Origin of the sequence: Methylobacterium sp. WL120 (genome assembly GCF_008039465.1) — a bacterium.
In the GTDB taxonomy this organism is placed as follows: domain Bacteria; phylum Pseudomonadota; class Alphaproteobacteria; order Rhizobiales; family Beijerinckiaceae; genus Methylobacterium; species Methylobacterium cerastii.
This window is the reverse complement of record NZ_VRUT01000021.1, coordinates 21999-44823: the sequence shown is the minus strand read 5'-3', so window position 1 is coordinate 44823 and position 22825 is coordinate 21999. Positions and strand designations below refer to the sequence as shown.

General features: G+C 69.3%; 21 protein-coding genes and 1 pseudogene. 10 read left to right on the top strand and 12 right to left on the bottom strand.

Translation table 11 applies throughout. The annotated features are described in order from the left end of the window. The 3 genes and pseudogenes from FV229_RS06705 to rnd all read right to left on the bottom strand — a co-directional run. Positions 1-334, bottom strand: a pseudogene (locus FV229_RS06705) (PQQ-dependent dehydrogenase, methanol/ethanol family); the annotation flags it as partial. A gap of 691 nt (positions 335-1025) precedes the next feature. Further along, entirely contained in the window at positions 1026-1313 is a 288-nt protein-coding gene (locus FV229_RS06700; RefSeq protein ID WP_147751213.1) for a hypothetical protein, read from the bottom strand. 143 nt (positions 1314-1456) lie between these two features. After that, on the bottom strand, positions 1457-2611 hold the full coding sequence (gene rnd / locus FV229_RS06695) for a ribonuclease D (RefSeq protein ID WP_147751212.1): 1155 nt from the start codon (positions 2609-2611) through the stop codon (positions 1457-1459). A gap of 231 nt (positions 2612-2842) precedes the next feature. Between rnd and aspS the strand changes: the two genes are divergently transcribed. The 4 genes from aspS to FV229_RS06675 all read left to right on the top strand — a co-directional run bounded on the left by aspS (position 2843) and on the right by FV229_RS06675 (position 7030). Continuing rightward, the gene (aspS, locus tag FV229_RS06690; protein WP_147751211.1) at positions 2843-4657 is read left to right on the top strand and encodes an aspartate--tRNA ligase; all 1815 of its coding nucleotides are present in this window, start codon (positions 2843-2845) and stop codon (positions 4655-4657) included. 74 nt (positions 4658-4731) lie between these two features. Then, positions 4732-5601 carry a glycosyltransferase family 2 protein gene (locus FV229_RS06685; RefSeq protein ID WP_147751210.1) on the top strand — a complete coding sequence of 290 codons (870 nt, stop codon included), beginning with the start codon at positions 4732-4734 and terminating at the stop codon, positions 5599-5601. Next, the gene (locus tag FV229_RS06680) at positions 5598-6677 is read left to right on the top strand and encodes an acyltransferase (protein ID WP_147751209.1); all 1080 of its coding nucleotides are present in this window, start codon (positions 5598-5600) and stop codon (positions 6675-6677) included. Before FV229_RS06685 ends, FV229_RS06680 begins: the two co-directional genes overlap by 4 nt. Further along, complete coding sequence (locus tag FV229_RS06675) at positions 6674-7030, top strand: hypothetical protein (protein WP_147751208.1); 357 nt, start codon at positions 6674-6676, stop codon at positions 7028-7030. The genes FV229_RS06680 and FV229_RS06675 overlap by 4 nt, the downstream gene beginning before the upstream one ends. On the opposite strand, the gene FV229_RS06670 is transcribed toward FV229_RS06675, so the two are convergent. Together FV229_RS06670 and FV229_RS06665 are read right to left on the bottom strand one after the other, a co-directional pair. Next, complete coding sequence (locus tag FV229_RS06670) at positions 6982-7251, bottom strand: DUF3297 family protein (protein ID WP_147751207.1); 270 nt, start codon at positions 7249-7251, stop codon at positions 6982-6984. The genes FV229_RS06675 and FV229_RS06670 overlap by 49 nt on opposite strands. 83 nt (positions 7252-7334) lie before the next feature. Continuing rightward, entirely contained in the window at positions 7335-7955 is a 621-nt protein-coding gene (locus tag FV229_RS06665) for a CatB-related O-acetyltransferase (RefSeq protein ID WP_187275075.1), read from the bottom strand. A 54-nt stretch (positions 7956-8009) separates the two neighbouring features. On the opposite strand from FV229_RS06665, the gene FV229_RS06660 reads away from it, so the two are divergent. Continuing rightward, the gene (locus FV229_RS06660) at positions 8010-10340 is read left to right on the top strand and encodes an NADP-dependent malic enzyme (RefSeq protein ID WP_147751206.1); all 2331 of its coding nucleotides are present in this window, start codon (positions 8010-8012) and stop codon (positions 10338-10340) included. A gap of 64 nt (positions 10341-10404) precedes the next feature. Beyond that, entirely contained in the window at positions 10405-11850 is a 1446-nt protein-coding gene (locus FV229_RS06655) for an acetamidase/formamidase family protein (RefSeq protein ID WP_147751205.1), read from the top strand. Between the two features lie 39 nt (positions 11851-11889). Here FV229_RS06655 and ppx read toward each other — a convergent pair whose 3' ends face one another. The 4 genes from ppx to FV229_RS06635 form a co-directional block, all read right to left on the bottom strand. After that, complete coding sequence (gene ppx, locus FV229_RS06650) at positions 11890-13431, bottom strand: exopolyphosphatase (protein ID WP_147751204.1); 1542 nt, start codon at positions 13429-13431, stop codon at positions 11890-11892. 110 nt (positions 13432-13541) lie between these two features. Next, a complete protein-coding gene (locus FV229_RS06645; RefSeq protein ID WP_147751203.1) occupies positions 13542-15914 on the bottom strand; it encodes an RNA degradosome polyphosphate kinase in 2373 nt (790 codons plus the stop codon). Between the two features lie 133 nt (positions 15915-16047). Then, positions 16048-16773, bottom strand: a complete 726-nt coding sequence (locus tag FV229_RS06640) for a hypothetical protein (RefSeq protein ID WP_147751202.1) — start codon at positions 16771-16773, stop codon at positions 16048-16050. Between the two features lie 46 nt (positions 16774-16819). After that, a complete protein-coding gene (locus FV229_RS06635) occupies positions 16820-17911 on the bottom strand; it encodes an AI-2E family transporter (RefSeq protein ID WP_147751201.1) in 1092 nt (363 codons plus the stop codon). Between the two features lie 181 nt (positions 17912-18092). On the opposite strand from FV229_RS06635, the gene purM reads away from it, so the two are divergent. Continuing rightward, entirely contained in the window at positions 18093-19160 is a 1068-nt protein-coding gene (gene purM, locus FV229_RS06630) for a phosphoribosylformylglycinamidine cyclo-ligase (RefSeq protein ID WP_147751200.1), read from the top strand. Continuing rightward, complete coding sequence (gene purN / locus FV229_RS06625; RefSeq protein ID WP_147751199.1) at positions 19160-19816, top strand: phosphoribosylglycinamide formyltransferase; 657 nt, start codon at positions 19160-19162, stop codon at positions 19814-19816. Before purM ends, purN begins: the two co-directional genes overlap by 1 nt. Positions 19817-19868: 52 nt before the next feature. On the opposite strand, the gene FV229_RS06620 is transcribed toward purN, so the two are convergent. Both FV229_RS06620 and ndk read right to left on the bottom strand, forming a co-directional pair. Continuing rightward, the gene (locus tag FV229_RS06620; protein WP_147751198.1) at positions 19869-20231 is read right to left on the bottom strand and encodes a hypothetical protein; all 363 of its coding nucleotides are present in this window, start codon (positions 20229-20231) and stop codon (positions 19869-19871) included. A 178-nt stretch (positions 20232-20409) separates the two neighbouring features. Beyond that, entirely contained in the window at positions 20410-20832 is a 423-nt protein-coding gene (ndk, locus tag FV229_RS06615; protein WP_147726086.1) for a nucleoside-diphosphate kinase, read from the bottom strand. 230 nt (positions 20833-21062) lie between these two features. Here ndk and FV229_RS06610 point away from each other — a divergent pair, with 230 nt between their 5' ends. Further along, entirely contained in the window at positions 21063-21569 is a 507-nt protein-coding gene (locus FV229_RS06610) for a DUF2147 domain-containing protein (protein WP_147751197.1), read from the top strand. A gap of 55 nt (positions 21570-21624) precedes the next feature. On the opposite strand, the gene FV229_RS06605 is transcribed toward FV229_RS06610, so the two are convergent. Beyond that, positions 21625-22260, bottom strand: coding sequence for a glutathione S-transferase N-terminal domain-containing protein (locus tag FV229_RS06605; RefSeq protein ID WP_147751196.1), 636 nt, complete (start codon positions 22258-22260; stop codon positions 21625-21627). A gap of 243 nt (positions 22261-22503) precedes the next feature. Here FV229_RS06605 and FV229_RS06600 point away from each other — a divergent pair, with 243 nt between their 5' ends. After that, on the top strand, positions 22504-22803 hold the full coding sequence (locus tag FV229_RS06600; RefSeq protein WP_147751195.1) for a hypothetical protein: 300 nt from the start codon (positions 22504-22506) through the stop codon (positions 22801-22803). Positions 22804-22825: the final 22 nt, after the last annotated feature.

Sequence of the window (22825 nt, the reverse complement as noted above, 5' to 3'; positions counted from 1 at the left end):
CGTACTTCCACACGATCTTGGCCTCGTGGTCGAGGTCGAGCGCGTAGACGATGTTCGGGAACGGCGTGTGGACGTACATCATGTTGCCGACGACGAGCGGCGAGCCCTCGTGGCCGCGCAGCACGCCGGTCGAGAAGGTCCAGGCGACCTGGAGGTTCTTGACGTTTCCGGCATTGATCTGGTCGAGCTTGGAATAGCGCGTGTTGGCGTAGTCGACCGTCTGAAGAACCTGCTCGGCGGGGTTCGCCAGGTGCTTCATCAGGTCTTCGTTCGCGAACGCCGGGCTGGCAACCGCCATGCTGGCGCCCAGGGCGAGAAGATGGACCGCTCTCATGTGTGTTCCTCCGACAAGTCTTGATGCCGACGCGGCGCGACGCAGATCGCGACGTGAAGACCTGACCTGACTCTTTGCGACAGGGATCGATATGCTTCGATAGCGGGCGGGAAATCGACGCCTTTAGGGTCGTCGAGCCAGAGACCGCCATCCCTGAGGCGGCCCCCTCGAAACCGAAGCTTGAACGAACTCTAAGAGATTTTTGAGCGTCGTCAACTCGGTTGTGCCGTCGGCCATAGGGTTGTGCGCAAGTCGCCGCACCCCTCTCGTGAAGTGCTGGGCCGATGATGCAGCGCAAAATATCGTTGTGCATCGCACAATGGCGGATGCTCGTGCGAGGCTTTGCTTCGCTTTCAGAGCGAAACACATGCGCGCACAGCGGCTATCTTTTCTAGCCCCCGGTTTTTCATGCGTCCAGCGCACGGTGCGTTGCCCATTCCATCACCATCCCGTGTTGTCGCCTGCATGAGACCCGGATGCAGCGCAAAACCCGTATCGGGTTACGGATCAAAGAACCGAGCAGTGTGGTTGACGATTTCCTGCCGCTTCTGCGCGCTCTCGCCGCATCCTCGTCGATCGGTGCGCGATCGAATGCACTTTCATGCTTCCCTCGGCTGCGAGAATCGGGTGCCGGGCTGCACCGACTCCGGCACCACCATCGCGCACCTGGCCACAACACCGGGTTAGACGCTCAAAGAGGCCCGACCGGCCCAGTACTCTCGAACTCCGCGGTGTCGCCGACGAGGTCGGTGATGGAAATCGCCAAAGCCCGTCCCGTCTTCAGGCGAAGGGTGGAGTCGGGCGTCAGCCAGATCGGACGCAGGCCCGCATGGCTTCCGTGCAGGCTGCCATGCGCGGTCACCGTCGAGTCTCGCCGCTCCACGACCACTCGGTAGCGAACGCGGACGGTGCCGCAGCCCTCCGCCGAGACGGTGCCCCGCCCTGTCAGCGTCTGGAGGACTTCGTTGGGTTCGTGCATCGGATGCGACGTGCGGCCCTGGGACGTTTCGGCAAAGGCATTGCCATTTAGTCCCGGCCTCGACCCGTGTCACGGGCTCGCCGATGACGTCGCGCTACGATGTCTCTGGAGGCTGGCCGTAAGGGCCCGGGCGCGACGAAGGTTCAGGTAAGCGTCCGGACGACGATCCGCCCGCCCTCGGCCGAAAGCGCGAGGCGGCCGTGCTTGAGGTCGAGGGCCTTGCTGCCGAACAACTCGCGACGCCAGCCCTGGAGCAGCGGCACGTCGGCGTCGTCGTCGTCGGCCACCGCCTCGAGGTCGTCCACCGTGGCGATGATCTTGGGCGCGACGCCCTCGGTCTCGCACACGGCTTTCAGAAGCACCTTGAGCAATTCGACCAGCGCGCCGTTGCCGCCGCTGCGGCCGCGCCCCCGCTCGGGCAAGGCGATCTCGGCCGTGTCGCGGGCGAAACCGCGCTCGACGGCCGCGAGGATGTCCGTGCCGGTGCGCGAGCGCTCGAAGCCGGCCGGGATCGAGCGCAGGCGGCCGAGCGCCTCGACGCTGCGGGGCGCCGAGGTGGCGACGTCGATGACCGCCTCGTCCTTCAGGATGCGCCCGCGCGGCACGTTGCGCGTCTGCGCCTCGCGCTCGCGCCAGGCGGCGACCTCCATCAGCACCGCGATCTCGCGGGGCTTGCGCATCCGGCCCGACAGGCGGCGCCAGGCCTGGGCCGGGTCGGCGCGGTAGGTGTCGGGCGAGGTCAGCACCGCCATCTCCTCGTCGAGCCACTGCCCGCGGTCGTCGCGGACGAGGTCGGCGACGAGCTTCTCGTACACCGTCACCAGATGGGTTACGTCCGACAGGGCGTAGGAAAGCTGCGCGTCGGAGAGCGGTCGCCGCGACCAGTCCGTGAAGCGCGAGGACTTGTCGATCTTGGCCTTGGCCACGTCGTTGACCAGCTGCTCGTAGGACACCGAGTCGCCGTAGCCGCAGACCATCGCCGCGACCTGCGTGTCGAAGAACGGCTGCGGCAGCAGCCCGCCCATCAGCCAGATGATCTCGAGGTCCTGACGGGCGGAGTGGAACACCTTCACCACGCCTTCATCCGCCATCAGGTCGACGAAGGGCTGGAGGTCGATGCCCTCGGCCAGAGGGTCGACCAGCACGCCGGTCCCGTCCGGCGCCGCCATCTGGATCAGGCAGAGCTTGGGATAATAGGTCGTCTCACGCATGAACTCCGTGTCCACGGTGACGAAGCTCTGCGCGGCGAGGCGGTCGCAGGCTTCGCGGAGCGCCTGCGTCGTACTGATCAGATCCATGCCTCCGGCTATATCGGAGGTTTTTTGCAAAGGGGAGCCGGGTGCCGGCTTATCCGTTCTCTTGCGCCCACACTCTTGCACCGACTCTCTTGATATCTTCCGCTGCCTTCGCGTGGACGCATCCGTGCCGCGAGTGCTTCGCGTCGTCGAGCCGCAGCGGACCCGCGCCCGACTGCTTGACTTCGCCCCCCTCGCGTGAATGGTGCCGCGCTTCAATCCCAAGGTTTTGCGATGCACCGTTACCGGACCCATACCTGCGGGGCGCTCCGCCCATCCGACGTCGGCGCGTCGGTCCGTCTCTCCGGCTGGTGCCACCGCATCCGCGACCACGGCGGCGTGCTCTTCATCGACCTGCGCGACCATTACGGACTGACGCAGTGCGTGGTCGATTCGGATTCGCCGGCCTTCAAGGCGGCGAACGCCGTGCGCTCGGAATGGGTCGTTCGCCTCGACGGGCGCGTCCGCACCCGGCCGGCCGGCACCGAGAACCCCGAGCTGCCGACCGGCGCGGTCGAGGTCTACATCGACGAGCTCGAGGTGCTGGGTGCGGCCGCCGAGCTGCCGCTGCCGGTCTTCGGCGACCTGGAATACCCGGAGGAGACCCGCCTCCGTTACCGCTTCCTCGACCTGCGCCGGGAGAAGCTGCACGCCAACATCATGAAGCGCGGCGCCATCGTCGATTCGCTCCGCCGGCGCATGCGCGAGGGTGGGTTCTTCGAGTTCCAGACCCCGATCCTGACGGCGTCGTCGCCGGAGGGGGCCCGCGACTACCTCGTGCCGTCGCGCGTGCACCCGGGCAAGTTCTACGCGCTGCCGCAGGCGCCACAGCAGTTCAAGCAGCTGACGATGATCGCCGGCTTCGACCGCTACTTCCAGATCGCACCCTGTTTCCGCGACGAGGACGCCCGCGCGGACCGCTCGCCGGGCGAGTTCTACCAGCTCGACATCGAGATGAGCTTCGTCACCCAGGAGGACGTGTTCCAGGCGGTGGAGCCGGTGCTGCACGGGGTGTTCAAGGAGTTCGCCGGCGAAAAGCGCGTCACCGACGTGTTCCCGCGCATCACCTACGCCGACGCGATGCTCAAGTACGGCGTCGACAAGCCCGACCTGCGCAATCCGCTGCTGATCGCCGACGTGACGGAGGAGTTCGCCGACGACGCGGTGGAGTTCAAGGCGTTCAAGGGCGTGATCAAGTCCGGCGGCGTGGTCCGCGCGATCCCGGCCACGGGCGCCGCGACGCAGCCGCGCTCGTTCTTCGACAAGCTCAACGACTTCGCCCGCGCTGAGGGCGCGCCCGGCCTCGGCTACGTCGTGTTCGAGGAGGTCGACGGCGCCTTGGCCGGCAAGGGGCCGATCGCCAAGTTCATCCCCGCACCGATCCTGACGCGGATCGCCGAGAAGACCGGGACGAAGGCCGGCGACGCGGTGTTCTTCTCCGCCGGCACCGAGGCCAAGGCGGCGGCGCTCGCCGGCAAGGCCCGCATCCGCATCGGCGACGACCTCGGCCTGTCCGACAAGGACCAGTTCGCGTTCTGCTGGATCACCGACTTCCCGATGTTCGAGTGGAATGAGGACGAGAAGCACATCGATTTCTCCCACAACCCGTTCTCGATGCCGAACTTCGACCACGACGCCTTCCTGGCGCTGGGCGAGGGCGACGACGCCAAGATCCTCGACATCAAGGCGTTCCAGTACGACATCGTCTGCAACGGCATCGAGCTGTCGTCGGGCGCGATCCGGAACCACAAGCCCGAGATCATGGAGAAGGCCTTCGCCATCGCCGGCTACGGCAAGGATGTGCTCGAAGCCAAGTTCGGCGGCATGCTCAACGCGCTTCGCCTCGGCGCCCCGCCGCACGGCGGCATCGCACCGGGTGTCGATCGCATCGTGATGCTGCTCTGCGAGGAGCCGAACATCCGCGAGGTCGTGCTGTTCCCGATGAACCAGCGCGCCGAGGACCTGATGATGGGCGCCCCCTCCGAGGCGACGCCGAAGCAGCTCCGCGAGCTGCACATCCGCCTGAACCTGCCCGAGAAGAAGGCGTGACGCGACGCGTTCCTTCCTCCCCCCTCCCCCGCAGAGGGGGGCGGGAGACGCGCGTCCTGCATGGAGCCCGCTAGGTGGCGAGCCTCGTCGCGGTCGTCGTCGCGCATGACAGCGCCGAGGCCCTGCCGGCCTGCCTCTCGGCGCTCGCGGCCGAGCACGTCCCGGCGATCGTCGTCGACAACGCCAGCCGCGACCGCTCTGTGGAGATCGCCGAAGCCGCGGGCGCACAGATGATCCGCAATGGCCGCAACGAGGGCTACGGCCGCGCCAACACCCGCGGGATCCGTGCCGCCGCGCAGGCCCGCTACGTCCTGATCCTCAACCCCGACGTCACCCTGCGGCCGGGCGCGGCCGACGCCCTGCTCGCTGCCGCCGAGCGCTGGCCGGAAGCCGGGCTCTTCGCCCCGCGGATCGTCGAGCCGGACGGCCGGTTCTTCTACCAGCCGCGCTCGTTGCTGGCGCCCTACCTAACCAACCCGAGTGGGCGCCGAGACCTGCCCTCGGGCGACGCCTGCGCGCCGTTCCTGTCCGGCGCCTGCCTGATGATCGAGCGTGGGTTCTTTCTGTCGCTCGGCGGCTTCGACGAACGGATCTTCCTGTTCTACGAGGACGACGACCTCTGCCGCCGCGTCGCCGACGCGGGACGAGCACTCGTCCACGTGCATGGTGCCGAGGTCCTGCACGGGCGCGGGCGCTCCTCGGCGCCCGAGCGCGGACGGGTGTTCCGCACCCGCTGGCACCAGGCGTGGTCGCGCGCCTACGTCGCCCGCAAATACGGTCTCGCCGACCCCATCCTCCCTAGCCTCGTCGCCAACGTTCTCAAGGCGTTTCTGTCCGTGCTGATCCTGCGACGCTCAGGCTTTGAGCGCTACGGCGGATCGGCCGCCGGCGCCTGGGCCGCGCTCATGGGGCACACCGCGCTGGCTCGCGAGGGCCTCGAATGAGCCGCGCGCCGACCGTCGCCGAGGCATTGGCGCGCCCGCATAACGGCTTCTCCGGGCTTCGCCTGGTGCTGGCGGTCGCGGTAGTGGTCTCGCACGCCTTCAGCGTCACCAGCGGCAACGCCCTCGACGAGCCGCTTGCGCGCGCGACCGGCTTCACCCTCGGCGAGCATGCCGTGAACGGCTTCTTCGCCGTGTCGGGCTTCCTCGTGGCGATGAGCTTCGACCGGCGCGGCCTCGTCGATTACCTGATCTCGCGGACCCTGCGCATCCTGCCCGGCCTCGTCGCGGCGACGCTGGTCGTCGCCCTCGTGCTCGGCGCCGCGATGAGCACGCTGCCCCTCGTCGAGTACCTTCGCGACGGCGGCGTCTGGCGCTTCGTCCGCGGCACGCTGACGACCTTCAAAAGCAACGCGTCGCTGCCGGGCGTCTTCACCGACAACCCGTATCGCAGCCCGCTCGGCACGGTCTGGACCCTGAAATACGAGGTGCTCTGCTATCTCGGCGTCGTCGGCGCCGGGCTGCTCGGGGCGTTGCGTTCACGCTGGATCGCGCCCCTCGTCGTCGCCGGCTTCGCGCTGGCGCTGCTCGTCGCCGACGCGACGCGGCCCGACCTGCCCAAGGGCCTCGAGACGGCCCTGCGCCTGCCGCTGATCTTCGCCGTCGGCGCGGCGCTCTACACCGCGCGGGAGGTCGTTCGCCTGTCGGTGGTGCCCGTGGCGATCCTGGGCCTCGCCTGCCTCCTGGTGCGACACGGGCCGTTCTACCGGGCGCTGCTGTTCGTCGCGGAAGGCTACGGCACGATTTGGCTCGGCCTGTCGCCGTGGCTCGCCCGCAAGGTCTTCGACCCGAAGGCCGACCTGTCCTACGGAATCTACCTTTACGGCTGGCCGGTGCAGCAGAGCCTGCACGCGCTTTGGCCCGGAATCTCCGCGCTGCCGCTGCTGCTGCCGGCGCTGGCGCTCACGTTTCCCGTGGCGACGGCCTCCTGGTACGCGATCGAGCGCCCGGCGCTGCGGCTGAAGACGCGGACCCTGGGGCGGCGGACGCTCGGCACCATCGAGCCGGCGGGCCCGTGAGCGGGCAGGCCCCGCGTCGCCTCCCGCCGCTCGCAGCGCTCGACCACGCGGCCCGACTGCTCGCCGAGCACGGGTTCCATGTCGTCGCGCGGAACGAGCGCGGCGACAGCCTGTACCTGCAGCGCGAAGGATGCGCCTTCGCCCTGCGGCTGTCGAACCACGCCCGGACGACCAAGCAGCGGCAGCGCCGCACCGACGTGCTCGCGAGCCTCGTGGTCCGCGACGCCCGCAGCTCCGAGCAAGTCGCGGCCCTGGTGGCCGGTACGTTGCGCGACTTCGACCTCGCGCGCGGCCGACGGGAGGCTCAGGCCTCCGGGGCAGCTTCGGATTCGGGCGCGGCATCCCGGAAATAGGGCTCCACCGGGCCCTTGAGCTTCACCGTCATCGGGTTTCCGGCGCGGTCGAGCGTCTTGCCGGCGCTCAGCCGAACCCAGCCCTCGCTGACGCAATATTCCTCGACGTTGGTCTTCTCGACGCCCTTGAAGCGGATGCCGATGCCGCGTTCCAGAACGGTCTCGTCGTAGAACGGGCTGTTCGGGTTCACGGCGAGGCGGTCGGGAGGCGTCTGTGACATCGGGCGGACCTTCGGCGAAGACTTACAACGGGCGCGCTTGCGAGGACGGCCTCGCGAAGACGATCGGCCCGCGGGTAAGGGATTCAGGCAGGCGGCGCAACGGCGCGGGCGGCTTCGACCAGCTCGGGGATGCGCCCGCTCTGGAGAAGCGGCACCAGGCGCGCCACCGTGGCGTGCGGCAGGTCCCACCAGGCGCAGGCGACGAGGTCCGCGACCATCGCCTCGTCGAAGCGGGTTCGCACCACCCGCGCCGGGTTGCCGGCGACGACCGCGTAGGGCGGCACGTCGTGGGCGACGACAGCGCGTGCCGCCACCACCGCGCCGTGGCCGACCGTGACGCCCGACAGGATCATGCAGCCTGAGCCGAGCCAGACGTCGTGCCCGATCGACACGTCCCCGCGCGAGGCGTGGTAGTCGGCCGGCGCGTCGGCCTCGGGCCAGAGCCCGCGCATCGCCGCGAACGGATAGGTCGAGGCCCAGTCGAGCCGGTGGTCGCCGCCGAGCAGGATCTCGACCTTGTCGGCGATGGAACAATAGCGGCCGATCGTCAGCCTCCGGCCGGATTCGGCGAAACGCACCTTCGGCCGCCCGTAGGAATAGGCACCGATGGAGAATCCGTAGGCGCGCACCAGCTTTTCCAGGTGGATTCGCGTCTCGTTGTTCGGGTTGCGCCCGCTGCGCAGCCGGTGCAACAGGGCCTTCATGTGGAGGGGGTCGATGCCGGAGGGCGCACCCGCCTGATCGAGGGAGAATGGGCCATGGGCGACAACATGTCCGAGGATCTCAAGTCGGGGGCTCTCGTCTACCACCGCCTTCCGCGGCCCGGAAAGCTCGAGATCCAGGCGACGAAGCCGCTGGGCAACCAGCGAGACCTGGCGCTCGCCTATTCGCCCGGCGTCGCCGCCGCCTGCGAGGCCATCGCCGCCGACCCGCAGGAGGCCGCGACCCTCACGATCCGCCAGAACCTCGTGGCGGTGCTCACCAACGGCACCGCGGTGCTCGGCCTCGGCAACATCGGCCCGCTGGCGTCCAAGCCGGTGATGGAGGGCAAGGCCGTCCTGTTCAAGAAGTTCGCCGGCATCGACGTGTTCGATATCGAGGTCGACCAGCTCGACGTGGCCAAGCTCGTCGATGTCGTGTGTTCGCTCGAGCCGACCTTCGGCGGCATCAACCTCGAGGACATCAAGGCGCCGGAGTGCTTCGAGGTCGAGGAGCAGTGCCGCGCCCGGATGAACATCCCGGTCTTCCACGACGACCAGCACGGCACCGCGATCATCGTCGCGGCCGCCGTCCTCAACGCGCTGGAACTCGCCGGCAAGCAGCTGTCGGACGTCCGCATCGTCACCTCGGGCGCGGGCGCGGCGGCTCTGGCCTGCCTCAACCTGTTGGTCTCGCTCGGAGCGACGCGGGAGAACATCACGGTCACCGACATCAAGGGCGTGGTCTACAAGGGCCGCACCGAGCTGATGGACCGGTGGAAGGACATCTACGCGCAGGAGACCGAGGCGCGGACGCTGGCCGAGGTGATCCCCGGCGCCGACGTGTTCATCGGCCTCTCTGCCGGGGGCGTGCTCAAGCCCGAGTACCTCGAGAAGATGGCCGAGAAGCCGCTGATCATGGCTTTGGCCAATCCCTATCCCGAGATCATGCCCGACCTCGCGCAGGAGAAGCGCCCCGACGCGATGATCTGCACCGGGCGCTCGGATTTCCCGAACCAGGTCAACAACGTCTTGTGCTTTCCCTACATCTTCCGCGGCGCGCTTGATGTCGGCGCGCGCTCGATCAACGAGGAGATGAAGAAGGCGGCGGTGAAGGCGATCGCGGCGCTCGCCCGCGAGACGCCCTCCGACGTGGTCGCCCGCGCCTATGGCGGCGAGGCGCGCCCGTTCGGGCCGCGCTCGCTGATCCCGAGCCCCTTCGACCCGCGGCTGATCCTGCGCATCGCGCCAGCCGTCGCGCAGGCGGCGATGGATTCCGGCGTCGCCGGCCGCCCGGTAGAGGACATCACGGCCTACGCCGAGTCCCTCGACCGGTTCGTGCACCGCTCGGGCTTCATCATGAAGCCGCTGTTCTCGAAGGCGAAGGAGAACCCGAAGCGCGTCATCTACGCCGAGGGCGAGGACGAGCGCGTTCTGCGCGCGGTCCAGGCCATCGTCGAGGACGGCGTCGCAAAACCGATCCTCGTCGGCCGGCCGCGGGTGGTCGAGACCCGGCTCAAGCGCTTCGGCCTGTCGATCCAGGAGGGCCGCGACTTCGAGCTGATCGATCCGGAGGACGATCCACGCTACCGCTCCTACGTCCAGACCTACCTCGACATCGCCGGCCGGCGCGGCATCACGCCGGACGCCGCCCGCACTCTGGTGCGCACCAACACCACGATCATCGGCGCCATCGCCGTGCGCCGCGGCGAGGCCGACGCGCTGATCTGCGGGCTGGAAGGCCGGTTCGAGACCCGCCTGCGCATCATCCGCGACGTCATCGGGCTCTTGCCCGGCGTGACGCAATGCGCCGCGATGAGTCTGATCGTTACCAAGAAGGGCGCCTACTTCCTCGCCGACACGCATGTGCGCCAGGACCCGAGCGCCGAGGAGATCGCCGAGCTCGCCGTCGCCTGCGCCGGGCACGTCACGCGCTTCGGCATCACCCCGAAGATCGCGCTGCTGAGCCATTCCGACTTCGGCCAGTCCGACACGCCCTCGGCGATGAAGATGCGGGCCGCCCTCGGTCTGATCCACGAGCGCGCGCCCGACCTCCAGGTCGACGGCGAGATGCAGGCGGATTCCGCCCTCTCGGAGATCGTTCGCGACCGGGTGCTGCCCGGCTCGCCGCTGAAGGGCGCGGCCAACGTGCTGATCTTCCCGAACCTGGATGCGGCCAACATCGCCTACCAGTTCGCCAAGGTGCTGGCCGACGCCCTCCCCGTCGGCCCGCTGCTGATCGGCCCGGCCAAGCCCGCCCACATCCTCACACCGTCGGTGACGGCGCGGGGTATCGTCAACGTCACCACCGCCGCGGTGGTGGAGGCGCAGGCGGGCGACGAGCAGAAGCTCGACTCGGCCGAGCCCGGCGTCGGGATGATCTCGGAGTAACCGGCGCGAGCCTGGCAATCCCCTTGCATCGTCCGGTCCCACCGAAACCGTGTGGGCCGAGACGATGTGCCAGGGTGACGATCCGAACTGCGCGGCGTTCGCCGAGCATCGCCGCCGCTTCCTCGGGGATCTCGCGCCCGAACGCCGCGCCTTCCTGAAGAGCGGGTTCGTCGCGACGGGCGGCGCGGTCGCCCTTGCCGCCGGTGGCCTGTCGCTGGTCACGCCGGCCCTCGCTCAGACCAGTGCGGGCCGCGGGCCGCGGCAGGCGACGCACCAGATGCTGCCGGCCAACGCCGACACGGTGCATTGGGGCTATTTCAGCAAGAACCTGAAACCGCAGGTCGAGATCGCGTCGGGCGATTTCGTCACGATCGAGACGCTGACGCACCAGGCCAGCGACGATTCCGAGCGGATGATCCAGGGCGATCCGGGCGCCGAGAGCGTCTACCTCTGGACCAAGGACAAGAAAGGCGTCGCGCGGCGTGGCGCAGGCCCCGACGATGCCAAGCTCGGTCCCGGCGGCGGCCTGGGCGTCCACATCTGCACCGGCCCGGTGGCGATCCGCGGCGCGGAGCCCGGCGACGTGCTGGAGGTCCGCATCCTCGACGTCACGCCGCGCCCTTGCGCCAACCCGAAGTTCAAGGGCCTCGCCTTCGGAAGCAACGCCGCCGCCTGGTGGGGCTACCACTACAAGGACCTTCTGACGGGCGAAAAGCCGCGCGAGGTCGTGACCATCTACGAGGTCGACGCGACCGGGACGCGCGATTGGGCGAAGGCCGTCTACAGCTTTCGCTGGCCGGGCGTGACCGATCCGAACGGGATCGCCCATCCGACGATCGACTATCCAGGCCTGCTGGTCGACCACACCAAGACCGACCGGAACTTCGATGTCTTGAAGGGCATCCGCGTGCCGATCCGACCGCATTTCGGCACAATGGGCTTGGCGCCCGCGGAAGCCGACATGGTGAACTCCATTCCGCCGAGCTACACCGGCGGCAACATCGACAACTGGCGCATCGGCAAGGGCGCGACGATGTACTATCCGGTCGCCGTGCCGGGTGCGCTGTTCTCAGTCGGCGACCCGCATGCGAGCCAGGGCGATTCCGAACTCTGCGGCACCGCGATCGAGTGCTCGCTCACCGGCACGTTCCAGTTCGTGCTGCACAAGAAGCAGGACCTTGCCGGTACAGCCCTCGAAAGCCTCGACTTTCCGATGATCGAGACCAGGGACGAGTGGGTACTCTCCGGCTTCAGCTATCCGAACTATCTCAAGGACCTCGGCGCCGGCGCACAGGAAGCCATCTTCCAGAAATCCTCGATCGACCTCGCCATGCGCGACGCCTTCCGCAAGATGCGGCAGTTCCTGATGCACGCGAAGGGGCTGACGGAGGACGAGGCGATCTCGCTGATGTCGATCGCAGTCGATTTCGGCATCACCCAGGTGGTGGACGGCAACTGGGGCGTCCACGCGATCGTCAAGAAGGCGATCTTCGCCGAGCGGACGGCTTGAACGGCTGCGCGGCGCTCACGCCGCGCATCTACCGGCGCGTCACCCGACGCGGACGCGCCCTTCGAGCCCAACGATGCGGCCGAGGCCGCGGACGCGGTTGAGCAGGCGGTCGCCATTCAAAGCGTCCCACTCGGGCGGCAGACTCAGTATGACGCGGCCGTCCTCGATCGTGAGCGGCATGCGGCGCAGGGCGCCCTCCATCCCGGCGGTCATCGGAAACGCGACCCGCAGCAGGGCGCCGATGAGGCGGGCCCGCTCGAACAGGCGCGGACCGGCGAGCGCACGCAGCATCGGGTTGGCCTTCTCCGGGGCGACGCCCTCGTGGCGGAAGTAGATCGCCAGGGCAAGGAAGCCGCGGCCGGGATGGTCGATGCCGACGAAGGCCGCGTTCTGGATGATCGCAATGCTCTGCTCGCCGCGGTAGTCGGGATGCGCCCGCCAGCCGATGTCGGACAGGAGGCAGGCGGCATGCCGCAGCCGGCGCTCGTCGGCGGTCTCCGGTCCGTCGAGCGCCGCCACGAACCGGTCGGTCCAGGCGATCAGCTCGTCTGCGTGGCGCGGCGAGCGCGCGCGAAGCTGGTTCAGCTCGGCGCAGGAGGCGAGCAGCGGATCGAGCGCGCGGGTGTCGCGGTCGACCTGCTCGTAGAGCAGGCCCTCGCGCACGCCGGAGGCCGAGATCGCGACCTCGCGCGGCCGGCCGACGCGGATGATCTCCTCCAGCACCACGGCCCCGTAGGCGAGCAGCGGGCGGCGCGCTTCCGAAATCGCCTCGACGTCCTGCAGCGTCGCCGCGTCGGATTGCTCGACCACCTGAAGGAAGCTCAGCTCGTCAGTCGGCTCGACGGTGTAGCCATGCATCACGTGGACGGGATATTGGCGCGCGGCCTGATGCAGGCGGGCGAGCGCCCGCCAGGTGCCGCCGACGGCGTAGAAGGTGCGCCCGCGGAGCGTCTCCAGCTGCGGCGCGGCCTTCTTCATGTGCTCGCGCACGATCTTGCCGGCCTTCTTCAGCGAGCCGCCCGAGAGGTCCTGCAGCGCGAGCCCGCCGAGCGGCATCGTCACGCCCTGCCCGACCACCGCGCCGCGCACGTCCACGAGTTCCAGCGAGCCGCCGCCGAGGTCGCCGACCACGCCGTCCGGCGCATGGAAGCCCGACACCACGCCGAGCGCCGACAGCTCGGCCTCGCGCCGGCCGGACAGGAGCTCGATGCGGGTGCCGCAGGCGGCTTCCGCCGCCTCGAGGAAGGCGGGGCCGTTCGAGGCGTCGCGGGCAGCCGCGGTGGCGAGCACGAAGAGGCGCCCGACCCGCATCGTCTCGCAGAGCACGCGGAAGCGCGCGAGTGCGGCCAGCGCCCGGCGCACCGCCTCGTCGTTGAGGCGGCCGGTGGTGAGGACGTTGCGGCCCAGCCCGCACAGGACCTTCTCGTTGTAGAGCGGCGTCGGCGCCCGGCTCAGGCCGTCATAGGCCACGAGGCGGACCGAGTTCGAACCGATGTCGATGATCGCGACGGGCGCGTTGACCAAGGCCGGCTCCCGGTCGGCGGAATGGGCGAGCGTGAGGTTGGCGCGATGGGGACCCAAGCAACGACCTCGCTGTATGATACCGACCGGCTGCGTCGAACGCACGTCTGACCGATCCGGCGGCACGATCCGCGCCGCCCGATCCATGTATCCGTCCGGCGGCCGGACGATCAGCCCCGCTGTGCGCGACGGCTGAGGGCCCGCGGACTCGACTTCTTCGACGACTTGCCGCGGCCGGACAGGCTCGGGTTCGTCATGAAGTACTTGTGCGCGTTGAACGGTTCCTCGCCATCGGCGGGGTGGATACGCTCGGCGCCGCCGGATGCCAGTACACGCCAGCTCTGGCGGTTGTCGAGGAGGTTGGCCAGCATGATCTGGTCGAGAACCTGTTGATGGACCGTCGGGTTGCTGATCGGCAGCAGGGACTCGACGCGGCGGTCGAGGTTGCGGCTCATCAGGTCGGCCGAGGAGATGTAGACCGTCGCCTTCGGGTGGGGCAGCCCGACGCCGTTGCCGAAGGCGTAGATGCGCCCGTGCTCCAGGAAGCGCCCGACGATCGACTTGACGCGGATCGTCTCAGAGAGGCCCGGAACGCCCGGCCGCAGGCAGCAGATGCCGCGGACGACGCAGTCGATCTGCACGCCCTCCTGAGAGGCGTCGTAGAGCGCATCGATCACCTGCGCGTCGACGAGCGAGTTGCACTTGATCCAGATCGCAGCCGGGCGCCCGGCCTTGGCATGCGCCGCCTCCGCCTCGATGTCGGCGAGCAGCCGCGCCTTGGCGGTGAGCGGCGAGACCGACATCCGCTCCAGCTGCGCCGGCTCGGCGTAGCCGGTGATGAAGTTGAAGATCCGCGACACGTCGCGCGCCACCGCCGGGTCGGCGGTGAAGAACGACAGGTCGGTGTAGATGCGCGCGGTGATCGGGTGATAGTTGCCGGTGCCGACATGGCAGTAGGTGACGAGCTTGTCGCCCTCGCGCCGCACCACCATCGACAGCTTGGCGTGGGTCTTCAGCTCGACGAAGCCGAACACCACCTGCGCGCCGGCCTTCTCGAGGTTGCGCGCCCAGCGGATGTTGGCCTCTTCGTCGAAGCGCGCCTTCAGCTCGACCAAAGCCGTCACCGACTTGCCGAGCTCGGCCGCCTCCGCCAGCGCCGCGACGATCGGCGAGTTGGAGGAGGTGCGATACAGCGTCTGCTTGATCGCCACGACGTTCGGGTCGCGGGCGGCCTGCGCCAGGAACTGCACCACCGAATCGAACGACTCGTAGGGGTGGTGGACGCAGAAATCCTTCTGGCGGATCGCCGCGAACACGTCGCCGCCGCTCTCGCGGATGCGCTCCGGGAAGCGTGGGTTGTAGGGCTTGAACTTGAGGTCGGGACGGTCGATCCCGACGATCTGCGACAGTTCGTTCAGCGCCAGCATGCCCTCGACGATGAAGATCGCGTCCGCGCCGATCTCAAGCTCGTCGCAGACGAAGCTGCGCAGGTCCTCCGGCATGCCGGATTCGACCTCGAGGCGGATGACGATGCCGCGGCGGCGCTGCTTCAGCGCGGTCTCGAAATGCAGGACGAGGTCCTCGGCCTCCTCCTCGATCTCGAGATCCGAATCGCGGATCACCCGGAAGGCGCCCTGCCCCTTCACGAGGTAGCCCGGGAACAGCCGCCCGGTGAACAGCACGATCACCTGCTCGATGGCGATGAAGCGCGCGACCGTGTCGTCCTCGATCGCCGGTAGGCGCACGAACCGGTCGAGCACGCCGGGCATGCGGATCAGTGCGCGCAGCACCCGCCCGTCGCGCGGCCGCGTCAACATCAGCGCGATGGTCGTGCCGAGGTTGGGGATGAACGGGAACGGGTGGGCCGGGTCGATCGCCAGCGGTGTCAGCACCGGGAAGACGTGGTTGAGGAAGTACTCCTCCAGCCACGCCGCGTGCTCCGGCCGCAGCGCGTCGGGCTCGACGAGGGCGACGACGCCGTCGAGCTCCTCGCGCAAAGCCCGCCAGCGCGCCTGCTGGTCCTCGGCGAGCTTGGAAACGCCGGTGCCGATGCGGGCGAGCTGCTCGGACGGCGACAGGCCGTCCTGCGACGGCAGCGTCAGCCCGGCGCGGACCTGATCGATCAGGCCGGCGACGCGCACCATGAAGAACTCGTCGAGGTTGTTGGCCGAGATCGAGAGGAAGCGCAGCTTTTCCAGCAGGGGATGCGAGGTGTTGGCCGCCTCCTCCAGCACGCGCCGGTTGAACTGCAGCCAGGACAGCTCGCGGTTGACGAAGCGCTCGGGCGAGTTCCGCAGGGCGCGGCCGGCTTCGAGGATAGTCTCGCGCGCCGCCTTGTCGTCGTCGGCCTTGGGCGGCTCGGGGATCTCGGCAGCGGTCGGCCACTCGTCGCCGGCGGTGTCGGAGGCTGCGGCCCGGCGCGGGGCGCGGGCGGGCGGCGCGCGCCGTACGGTGCGCTTGGGCGTCGCCTCGTCGCCGGCCTCGACGACGTCGTCCGTCCGGTCGCGATCGAGGGCGTCCACGTTCGATTCGATATCCGACAACCCTGCCACTCCTCACCTGCCGCCTGTCGCGGCGTCCCTAACATGGGTGGTCCGCCGGAATGCGACATTGCCGTGACGGTCGGCACGCGACCCTCGCATCCGAAGCGCGCCGACCGCCGCCCATGCGTGGCGATCAGTCGTCCTCGCCGTCCTCTTCGTCGTCCTCGCCGCCTTCGACGATGCCAAGGCGTTCGAGCACCGCCAGCGCCAGCGGCCGGGTGATGCGGCGACCGCGGCCGAGGGCGTCGCGATCGAGTTCGGCCACCACCTCCCGCGCCCGCCCGAGCGAGCGGTCGATGCGGAGCGCCAGGGCGTCGATCACACGCAGATCCACAACCAGTTGCCGATCTACAAACAGCTTCACCATCACCGCGCGGAGCAGGGCGTCGTCGGGCTCGCGGATCGCCACGCCCGGCGCGAGCCGAAGGCGCGAGCGCAGGTCCGCAACGGTCAGCCCGATCTGGTCGATCGCCGCGCCGCTGGTCAGCAGCACCGGGCATTTGCGCTCCCGGGCGAGGTTGAGCAGGTGGAACAGGGCCGCCTCGTCGCGGCCGGGGCGGTCGATGTCCTCGATCACCAGGGCGCCGTTCGAGACGCAGTGGGTCACCGCCTCCGCCGTGACGTCGGCGGCCGACACGGTCCAGGCATGAGCCCGCGTCGCCCAGATCGAGGCGAGATGGCTCTTGCCGCTTCCGGGCGGCCCGGTGAGGACCAGCACGGTGTCCGGCCAATCGGGCCAGGCCTCGATCGACGCGTAGGCGGCCTCGTTGGCCGTGCCGACCAGGAAATCCTCGCGGCCGTAGCGCGGATCGAGCGGAAGGTCGAAGGCCAGTTGCTTCGGGGGGGCGTTCTCGCGCATGCGGCGTCCAGGGTGACCCTGCCGGCCCGACAGTCAAGCGTCCCGCTCAGGCCCGCGGCACCTCGATCAGCACCGGCTGCTCGGCATGGTAGAGCCGGCTCTGCAGGTAGCGCGAGAGCGCGAAGCGCACGAGGACGCCGATCGAGGCCGCCACCGGCACCGCCAGGAGCAACCCGAGGAACCCGAACAGCGAGCCGAAGGCGAGCAGCGCGAACATCAGCCAAACCGGATGCAGGCCGACCGATTCGCCGACGAGCTTGGGCGCGATCACGTTGCCCTCCAGGAACTGGCCGACCAGGAACACCCCGACCGTCAGCCCGAGATGCAGCCAGTCCGAGCCGGGCCAGAACTGAACCAGCGCGACGCCGACCGAGAGCAGGAAGCCCGTCAGCGTGCCCACGTAGGGAATGAAGGTGAGGAAGCCCGCGATCAGGCCGATCAGGACGCCGAAGTTCAGGCCGACGAGCCACAGGCCGAGCGCGTAGAAGGTGCCGAGGATCAGGCAGACCAGCGTCTGCCCGCGCACGAAGCCGATGATCGCGCGGTCGATCTGCGCCGCGAGCCGGCGCACCGTCGCGCGGTGGCGCGGCGGCACCCAGGTGTCGAGCGTGGCGATCATCCGGTCCCAGTCGATCAGGATGTAGAAGGCGACCACCGGCGTCACCACCAGCAGCGAGACCAGCGAGATCACCGCCTGCGAGCCGGACCAGATCGACTTGAGGAAGGCGAGCAGCCACGCGCCGCCCTGGGTCGCGAGCGTCCCCACCGAGGCTTGCAGCTCGTTGACCACGTCGGCGCCGCCGAGCCGCTGCAGCACCGGGCCAGCGCGCTCGGCGATGATGCCCTGCAGCCGCCCGATCATGCCGGGCAGGCTGTTGACCAGGGCCGCGACCTGGTTGGCGGCGAGCGGCACCACGATCAGCAGCGAGACGATCAGGCCGGCGACGAACATCGCCAGGATCAGCAGGCTCGCCGTCAGGCGTCCGAGGCCGAGGCGTTCGAGGCGGTCGGCCAGGGGGTCGAGCAGGTAGGCCAGCGCGATCCCGGCGACGAACGGCAGCATCACCTCGCGCAGCAGGTAGACGACGATTCCGAGGGCGACGAGCACCGCCAGACCGATCACAGCCCTCGCGCGCATCGACGCCCTCCCCACCCGACAGAGCGGAGACAGTGGGAAGGCGTCTCCGCACGGTCAAGGCTGCCGGCGGCGCCGACGGGGCACGGAACCGATCCGGGTGGGTCGTTTTCTTGTGAGCCGACGGGTTCGGTCGGCGCGAAACTCGGCTAAAGCATCCGCGGACCACAGGAACGGGACGCCGATGACGGCCGAGACCACGAACGGGCTGACCTACGCGCATGCGGGCGTCGACATCGACGCCGGGAACGCGATGGTCGAGACGATCAAACCGCTGGTGCGCGCGACGCGCCGGCCCGGCGCCGACGCCGAGATCGGCGGGTTCGGCGGCCTGTTCGACCTGAAAGCCGCGGGCTTCAAGGATCCGATCCTGGTCGCCGCCAACGACGGCGTCGGCACCAAGGTGAAGATCGCGATCGAGACCGGCCGGCACGACACGATCGGCATCGACCTCGTGGCGATGTGCGTCAACGACATCATCGTCCAGGGCGCCGAACCGCTGTTCTTCCTCGACTACTACGCCACCGGCAAGCTGGTGCCGGGCGTCGGCGCCGACATCGTCCGCGGCATCGCCGAGGGCTGCCGGCAGGCCGGCTGCGCGCTGATCGGCGGCGAGACGGCGGAGATGCCGGGCCTCTACGACGGCGCCGACTACGACCTCGCCGGCTTCTCGGTCGGCGCGGCCGAGCGCGGCACGCTGTTGCCGAAGCCCGGTATCCGCGCCGGCGACGTGGTGCTCGGCCTCCCCTCCTCCGGGGTGCACTCGAACGGGTTCTCGCTCGTCCGCCGCATCGTCGCGCGCACCGGCCTCAACTGGGACGCGGCCGCGCCCTTCGCCACCGGCAAGACGCTGGGCGAGGCGTTGCTCGAGCCGACGCGGATCTACGTGAAGCCGCTGCTCGCGGTGCTGAAGGCCACGGACGGGATCAAGGCGCTCGCCCACATCACAGGCGGCGGCTTCCTGGACAACCTGCCCCGCGTTCTGCCCGACGACGTCGGCATCGCGATCGACCTCGACGCGGTGCGCCCGCCGCCGGTCTTCGGCTGGTTGGCGCGCGAGGGCGGCGTCGCCGAGTCGGAGATGCTGCGCACTTTCAACTGCGGCGTCGGCATGGTGCTCGTCGTCGCGAAGGATCGCGCCGAAGCGGTGTCGAAGGCGCTCGGCGAGGCCGGCGAGGCGCCGGTGCGGCTCGGCGCCATCACCGCCCGCGGCGCGGAGCCCGTGACCTTCACCGGCCGCCTCGCGCTCTGATGGCGACGAAGCCGAAGACCCGCGTCGCGATCCTGATCTCGGGCCGCGGCTCGAACATGGTCTCGCTGATCGAGGCGGCGAAGGCGCCGGGCTATCCGGCCGAGATCGTGCTGGTGCTCTCGAACCGGCCGGACGCCGCCGGCCTCGCTCACGCCCGGTCCGTCGGCATCCCCGCGCACGCCATCGACCACAGGGCCTTCCCCGACCGGGCGACCTTCGACGCCGCCCTCGATGCGGAGCTGCGCGCTGCCGGGGTCGAGCTGGTGTGCCTAGCGGGCTTCATGCGCGTCTTCTCCGCCGGCTTCGTCGAGGCCTGGGCCGGACGAATAATCAACATCCATCCCTCCCTGCTGCCGCTGTTCAAGGGCACGCACACCCACGCGCAGGCGCTCTCCGCCGGCGTCCGCCTCCACGGCTGCACGGTGCATTACGTGGTGCCGGAACTCGATGCCGGCCCGATCGTGGCGCAGGCGGCGGTGCCGGTGCGCGCCGGCGACGACCCCGACAGCTTGGCCGCGCGGGTGATCGTGCAGGAGCACCGCCTCTACCCCGCGGCGCTCGCCCTGGTGGCAGGCGGCGGGGCGCGGCTGCAGGGCGATCGCGTGGTGATCGAGGACGACGGTGCTGCCGCCGACGCGGCCCTGTTGAGCCTCTGAACCGCTCTTCCCTCCCGGCTTCTGCGAGGGAGGGAGAATGTGCGTTCGATCGTCAGACCGGGCGCTGCAGCTTGCACGCGTCGAGGGCGTTCAGCGCCTTGGCGCGGGCGGAATCGTTGAAGTAGCCGGTGGCGCGGTAGGACTCGATCTCGGACTCGTCGAGCGAGCGCATGGTCTGCTTCGCGTAGCAGCCGCAGGGACGCTCCAGCGAGGCTTCCGGCGCGCTGGTGAGGCGGGCCTGCACCACGGCGCAGGCGTGGCGCACGCGGCCTTCGAGGTTCGCCTTCGGCGCCGTGCGCAGCGCCGGATCGGGCTGGTACTGCTCGAACGGCGCAGAGGAGCCGCTGGCGAGGGCGGCGGTCGCGGCGAGCGAGAGCAGGCCGGCGGCGATCAGGGACAGGCGGCGGGTCGTCATGGCAGGTCCGTTGGCGAGATCGGGAAATCCGATGCCGTTGGACTCTTTGGCCGCACGCTTCGTCAATGGCGGTGCGGCCACACCGCCCCCCATTCCGGGCGGTGTGGCATTCGACAGGGTCGAAGGCGTCGCCGGTGTGCTCCGGCGACCACCCTCGGCCGAGATGTCTGCGTGGACTTCAGCCGACGATGTCGGAATCCTGGAAGAACTGCGCGATCTCCATCTTGGCGTTGTCGGCGCTATCCGAACCGTGGACGGTGTTCTCGCCGACCGACTCCGAGAAGGTCTTGCGGATGGTGCCCTCGGCAGCCTGGGCCGGGTTCGTCGCGCCCATCACCTCACGGTACTTCGCCACGGCGTTCTCGCCTTCGAGCACCTGAACGACCACCGGGCCGGAGGTCATGAAGGTCACGAGCTCGCCGAAGAACGGGCGCTCCTTGTGGATCTCGTAGAACTTCTCGGCCTGGGCCTGGCTCATCTGGATGCGGCGCTGGCCGACGATCCGCAGGCCCGCCTTCTCGATGACCGCGTTGACCGCGCCCGTGAGGTTCCGCTTGGTCGCGTCGGGCTTGAGGATGGAGAAGGTGCGCTCGGTGGCCATGGTCAGTCCGTTCGGGAGAAAAGAAAGCCGCCCTGAGGCGACCGGGAAAATCGCTTTCGCGCCGGGCTTATAGCGGGGGCGCCCACCGCCCTCAACCCGAAGCCGAATCAAGCTCGGCCATGGCGTGGCTGCAACACTGCCGAAAATTCGCCTGAATGCGAAGGCTTCAGTGTCGCCACGAACTCCACCCGCCCCGCGCCGTCAGGCGCCAGCTTCGGAGCTTAAGCCACATGCGTCTCGCCCTCGCCTCCGCCCTCCTCCTCACCGGTCTCGCCTCGGCTCACGCCGACGCGGGCAAGGACCCCTCCGGCACCTGGCTCACGGAGGACGGCCGCGCGAAGATCCGGATCGACCGCTGCGGCGCCGGCCAGGCGCAGGTCTGCGGCAAGGTGGTCTGGCTCAAGGTCGCCACCACGGAGGCTGGCACGCCGCGCACCGACATCAAGAACCCCGATCCGAAGAAGCGCTCGCGGCCGGTGCTCGGCCTGCCGCTGATCGAGGGGCTGCAGCCCGACGAGGCGAAGTTCTCGGGCAGCATCTACAACATCGAGGAAGGCAAGATCTATCAGGTCAGCCTCGAGCGCGAGAACGCCTCGGAGCTGTCCGTCTCCGGATGCCTGCTCAAGGTGCTGTGCGGCTCGCAGACCTGGACCAAGGTTCCGGACGTGAACCAGCAGGCCGCCAACACCGCGTCAGAGCCGGCGCCGCAGAAGCCGGCCAAGCCCGCCGCGAAATAGGCCGAAGCTGCCTCGCGCGGACCCCGCATCATGGTGGGTGCTCCGCCCGACGACGCTAGATCGCCGCCAACCCGCGCTGCACCGCCGGCCGCGCCAGCACCCGGTCGAGCCACGCCTTCACGTTCGGCAGCGTGCCGAGGTCGACGCCCTGCTTTCCGGTGAACTTCGCCCAAGGCACCGTCGCCATGTCGGCGATGGAATAGTCCCCGGCGAGGTACTCGCGGTCCGCGAGCCGCCGGTCGAGCACGCCGTAGAGGCGATTGGTCTCGGCGGTGAACCGTTCGATCGCGTAGGGGATCTTCTCCTTCGCGTAGATCTTGAAATGGTGGGTCTGGCCGAGCATCGGCCCGAAGCCGGCGCATTGCCAGAACAGCCACTCGTCCACCGCGACGCGGGCGCGCTCGTCGGTCGGGTAGAAGCGGCCGGTCTTGCGCCCGAGATATTGCAGGATCGCGCCCGACTCGAAGATCGAGACCGGCTCGCCGCCGGGTCCGTCGTAATCGACGATCGCCGGGATCTTGTTGTTCGGCGAGATTTCAAGGAATGCGGGCGCCATCTGCTCGCCCTTGGCGATGTCGACCGGCACGACGCGGTACGGTAGGCCGCACTCCTCCAGCATGATCGGGATCTTCCAGCCGTTCGGCGTGCTCCACGTGTGGAGGTCGATCGGTTTGCCGGTCACGGCCGCCATCGCTTGCCTTCGCTCTCGCCGGATCGGCCAGCCGACACGACGGGCCTCGGCTGCCGACGGTAGCTACCGCGGAACTCGCCGCGTACTCAAGAGCGCCAGGCCACCACTCACGATTTCGAGAGGCGGGGCCGGCGGCTGTTGGTGCGGAGGCGCACGGCCTTGTTCCCGGGCGCGCTTGCCGCTGTGATGGTGTGAGGTTCGCCGCATCGGGATTCGATGGGCCGCCACGGAGGGTCCGCCGTCATGTTCGCCCGTTTCCTCGCGATCGCCGCCTTCTCTGTCCCGCTGGCCCTGGCCCAGCCGGCCACGGCCAAGGAGGCGCCCGCGGCCAAGCCGACCGAGACCCCGATGGCGGCGCCGGCCACGCCCGCCGCCAAGCCGGGCGCGACGCCGAGCTCCGGGCAGACGGCGGCGCGCCAGCGCCAGAAGACCTGCGGCGCCCAGTGGCGGGCGCTGGCCGACGCCGAGAAGGTGTCGCAGGGGCCGAAGTGGCCGCAATACTGGAGCAAGTGCAACAAGCGCCTGAAGGGTGAGAAGGCCTGACGGATCGTCCGCCCGCTCTGCG

What these genes read in the sequence shown, in the direction of transcription:
- FV229_RS06700 (WP_147751213.1), bottom strand. Translation starts at nt 1,313, where the DNA reads ATGCACGAACCCAACGAAGTCCTCCAGACGCTGACAGGGCGGGGCACC.
- rnd (WP_147751212.1), bottom strand. Translation starts at nt 2,611, where the DNA reads ATGGATCTGATCAGTACGACGCAGGCGCTCCGCGAAGCCTGCGACCGC.
- aspS (WP_147751211.1), top strand. Translation starts at nt 2,843, where the DNA reads ATGCACCGTTACCGGACCCATACCTGCGGGGCGCTCCGCCCATCCGAC.
- FV229_RS06680 (WP_147751209.1), top strand. Translation starts at nt 5,598, where the DNA reads ATGAGCCGCGCGCCGACCGTCGCCGAGGCATTGGCGCGCCCGCATAAC.
- FV229_RS06670 (WP_147751207.1), bottom strand. Translation starts at nt 7,251, where the DNA reads ATGTCACAGACGCCTCCCGACCGCCTCGCCGTGAACCCGAACAGCCCG.
- FV229_RS06665 (WP_187275075.1), bottom strand. Translation starts at nt 7,955, where the DNA reads ATGAAGGCCCTGTTGCACCGGCTGCGCAGCGGGCGCAACCCGAACAAC.
- FV229_RS06660 (WP_147751206.1), top strand. Translation starts at nt 8,010, where the DNA reads ATGGGCGACAACATGTCCGAGGATCTCAAGTCGGGGGCTCTCGTCTAC.
- FV229_RS06655 (WP_147751205.1), top strand. Translation starts at nt 10,405, where the DNA reads ATGTGCCAGGGTGACGATCCGAACTGCGCGGCGTTCGCCGAGCATCGC.
- FV229_RS06640 (WP_147751202.1), bottom strand. Translation starts at nt 16,773, where the DNA reads ATGCGCGAGAACGCCCCCCCGAAGCAACTGGCCTTCGACCTTCCGCTC.
- FV229_RS06635 (WP_147751201.1), bottom strand. Translation starts at nt 17,911, where the DNA reads ATGCGCGCGAGGGCTGTGATCGGTCTGGCGGTGCTCGTCGCCCTCGGA.
- purM (WP_147751200.1), top strand. Translation starts at nt 18,093, where the DNA reads ATGACGGCCGAGACCACGAACGGGCTGACCTACGCGCATGCGGGCGTC.
- purN (WP_147751199.1), top strand. Translation starts at nt 19,160, where the DNA reads ATGGCGACGAAGCCGAAGACCCGCGTCGCGATCCTGATCTCGGGCCGC.
- FV229_RS06620 (WP_147751198.1), bottom strand. Translation starts at nt 20,231, where the DNA reads ATGACGACCCGCCGCCTGTCCCTGATCGCCGCCGGCCTGCTCTCGCTC.
- ndk (WP_147726086.1), bottom strand. Translation starts at nt 20,832, where the DNA reads ATGGCCACCGAGCGCACCTTCTCCATCCTCAAGCCCGACGCGACCAAG.
- FV229_RS06610 (WP_147751197.1), top strand. Translation starts at nt 21,063, where the DNA reads ATGCGTCTCGCCCTCGCCTCCGCCCTCCTCCTCACCGGTCTCGCCTCG.
- FV229_RS06605 (WP_147751196.1), bottom strand. Translation starts at nt 22,260, where the DNA reads ATGGCGGCCGTGACCGGCAAACCGATCGACCTCCACACGTGGAGCACG.
- FV229_RS06600 (WP_147751195.1), top strand. Translation starts at nt 22,504, where the DNA reads ATGTTCGCCCGTTTCCTCGCGATCGCCGCCTTCTCTGTCCCGCTGGCC.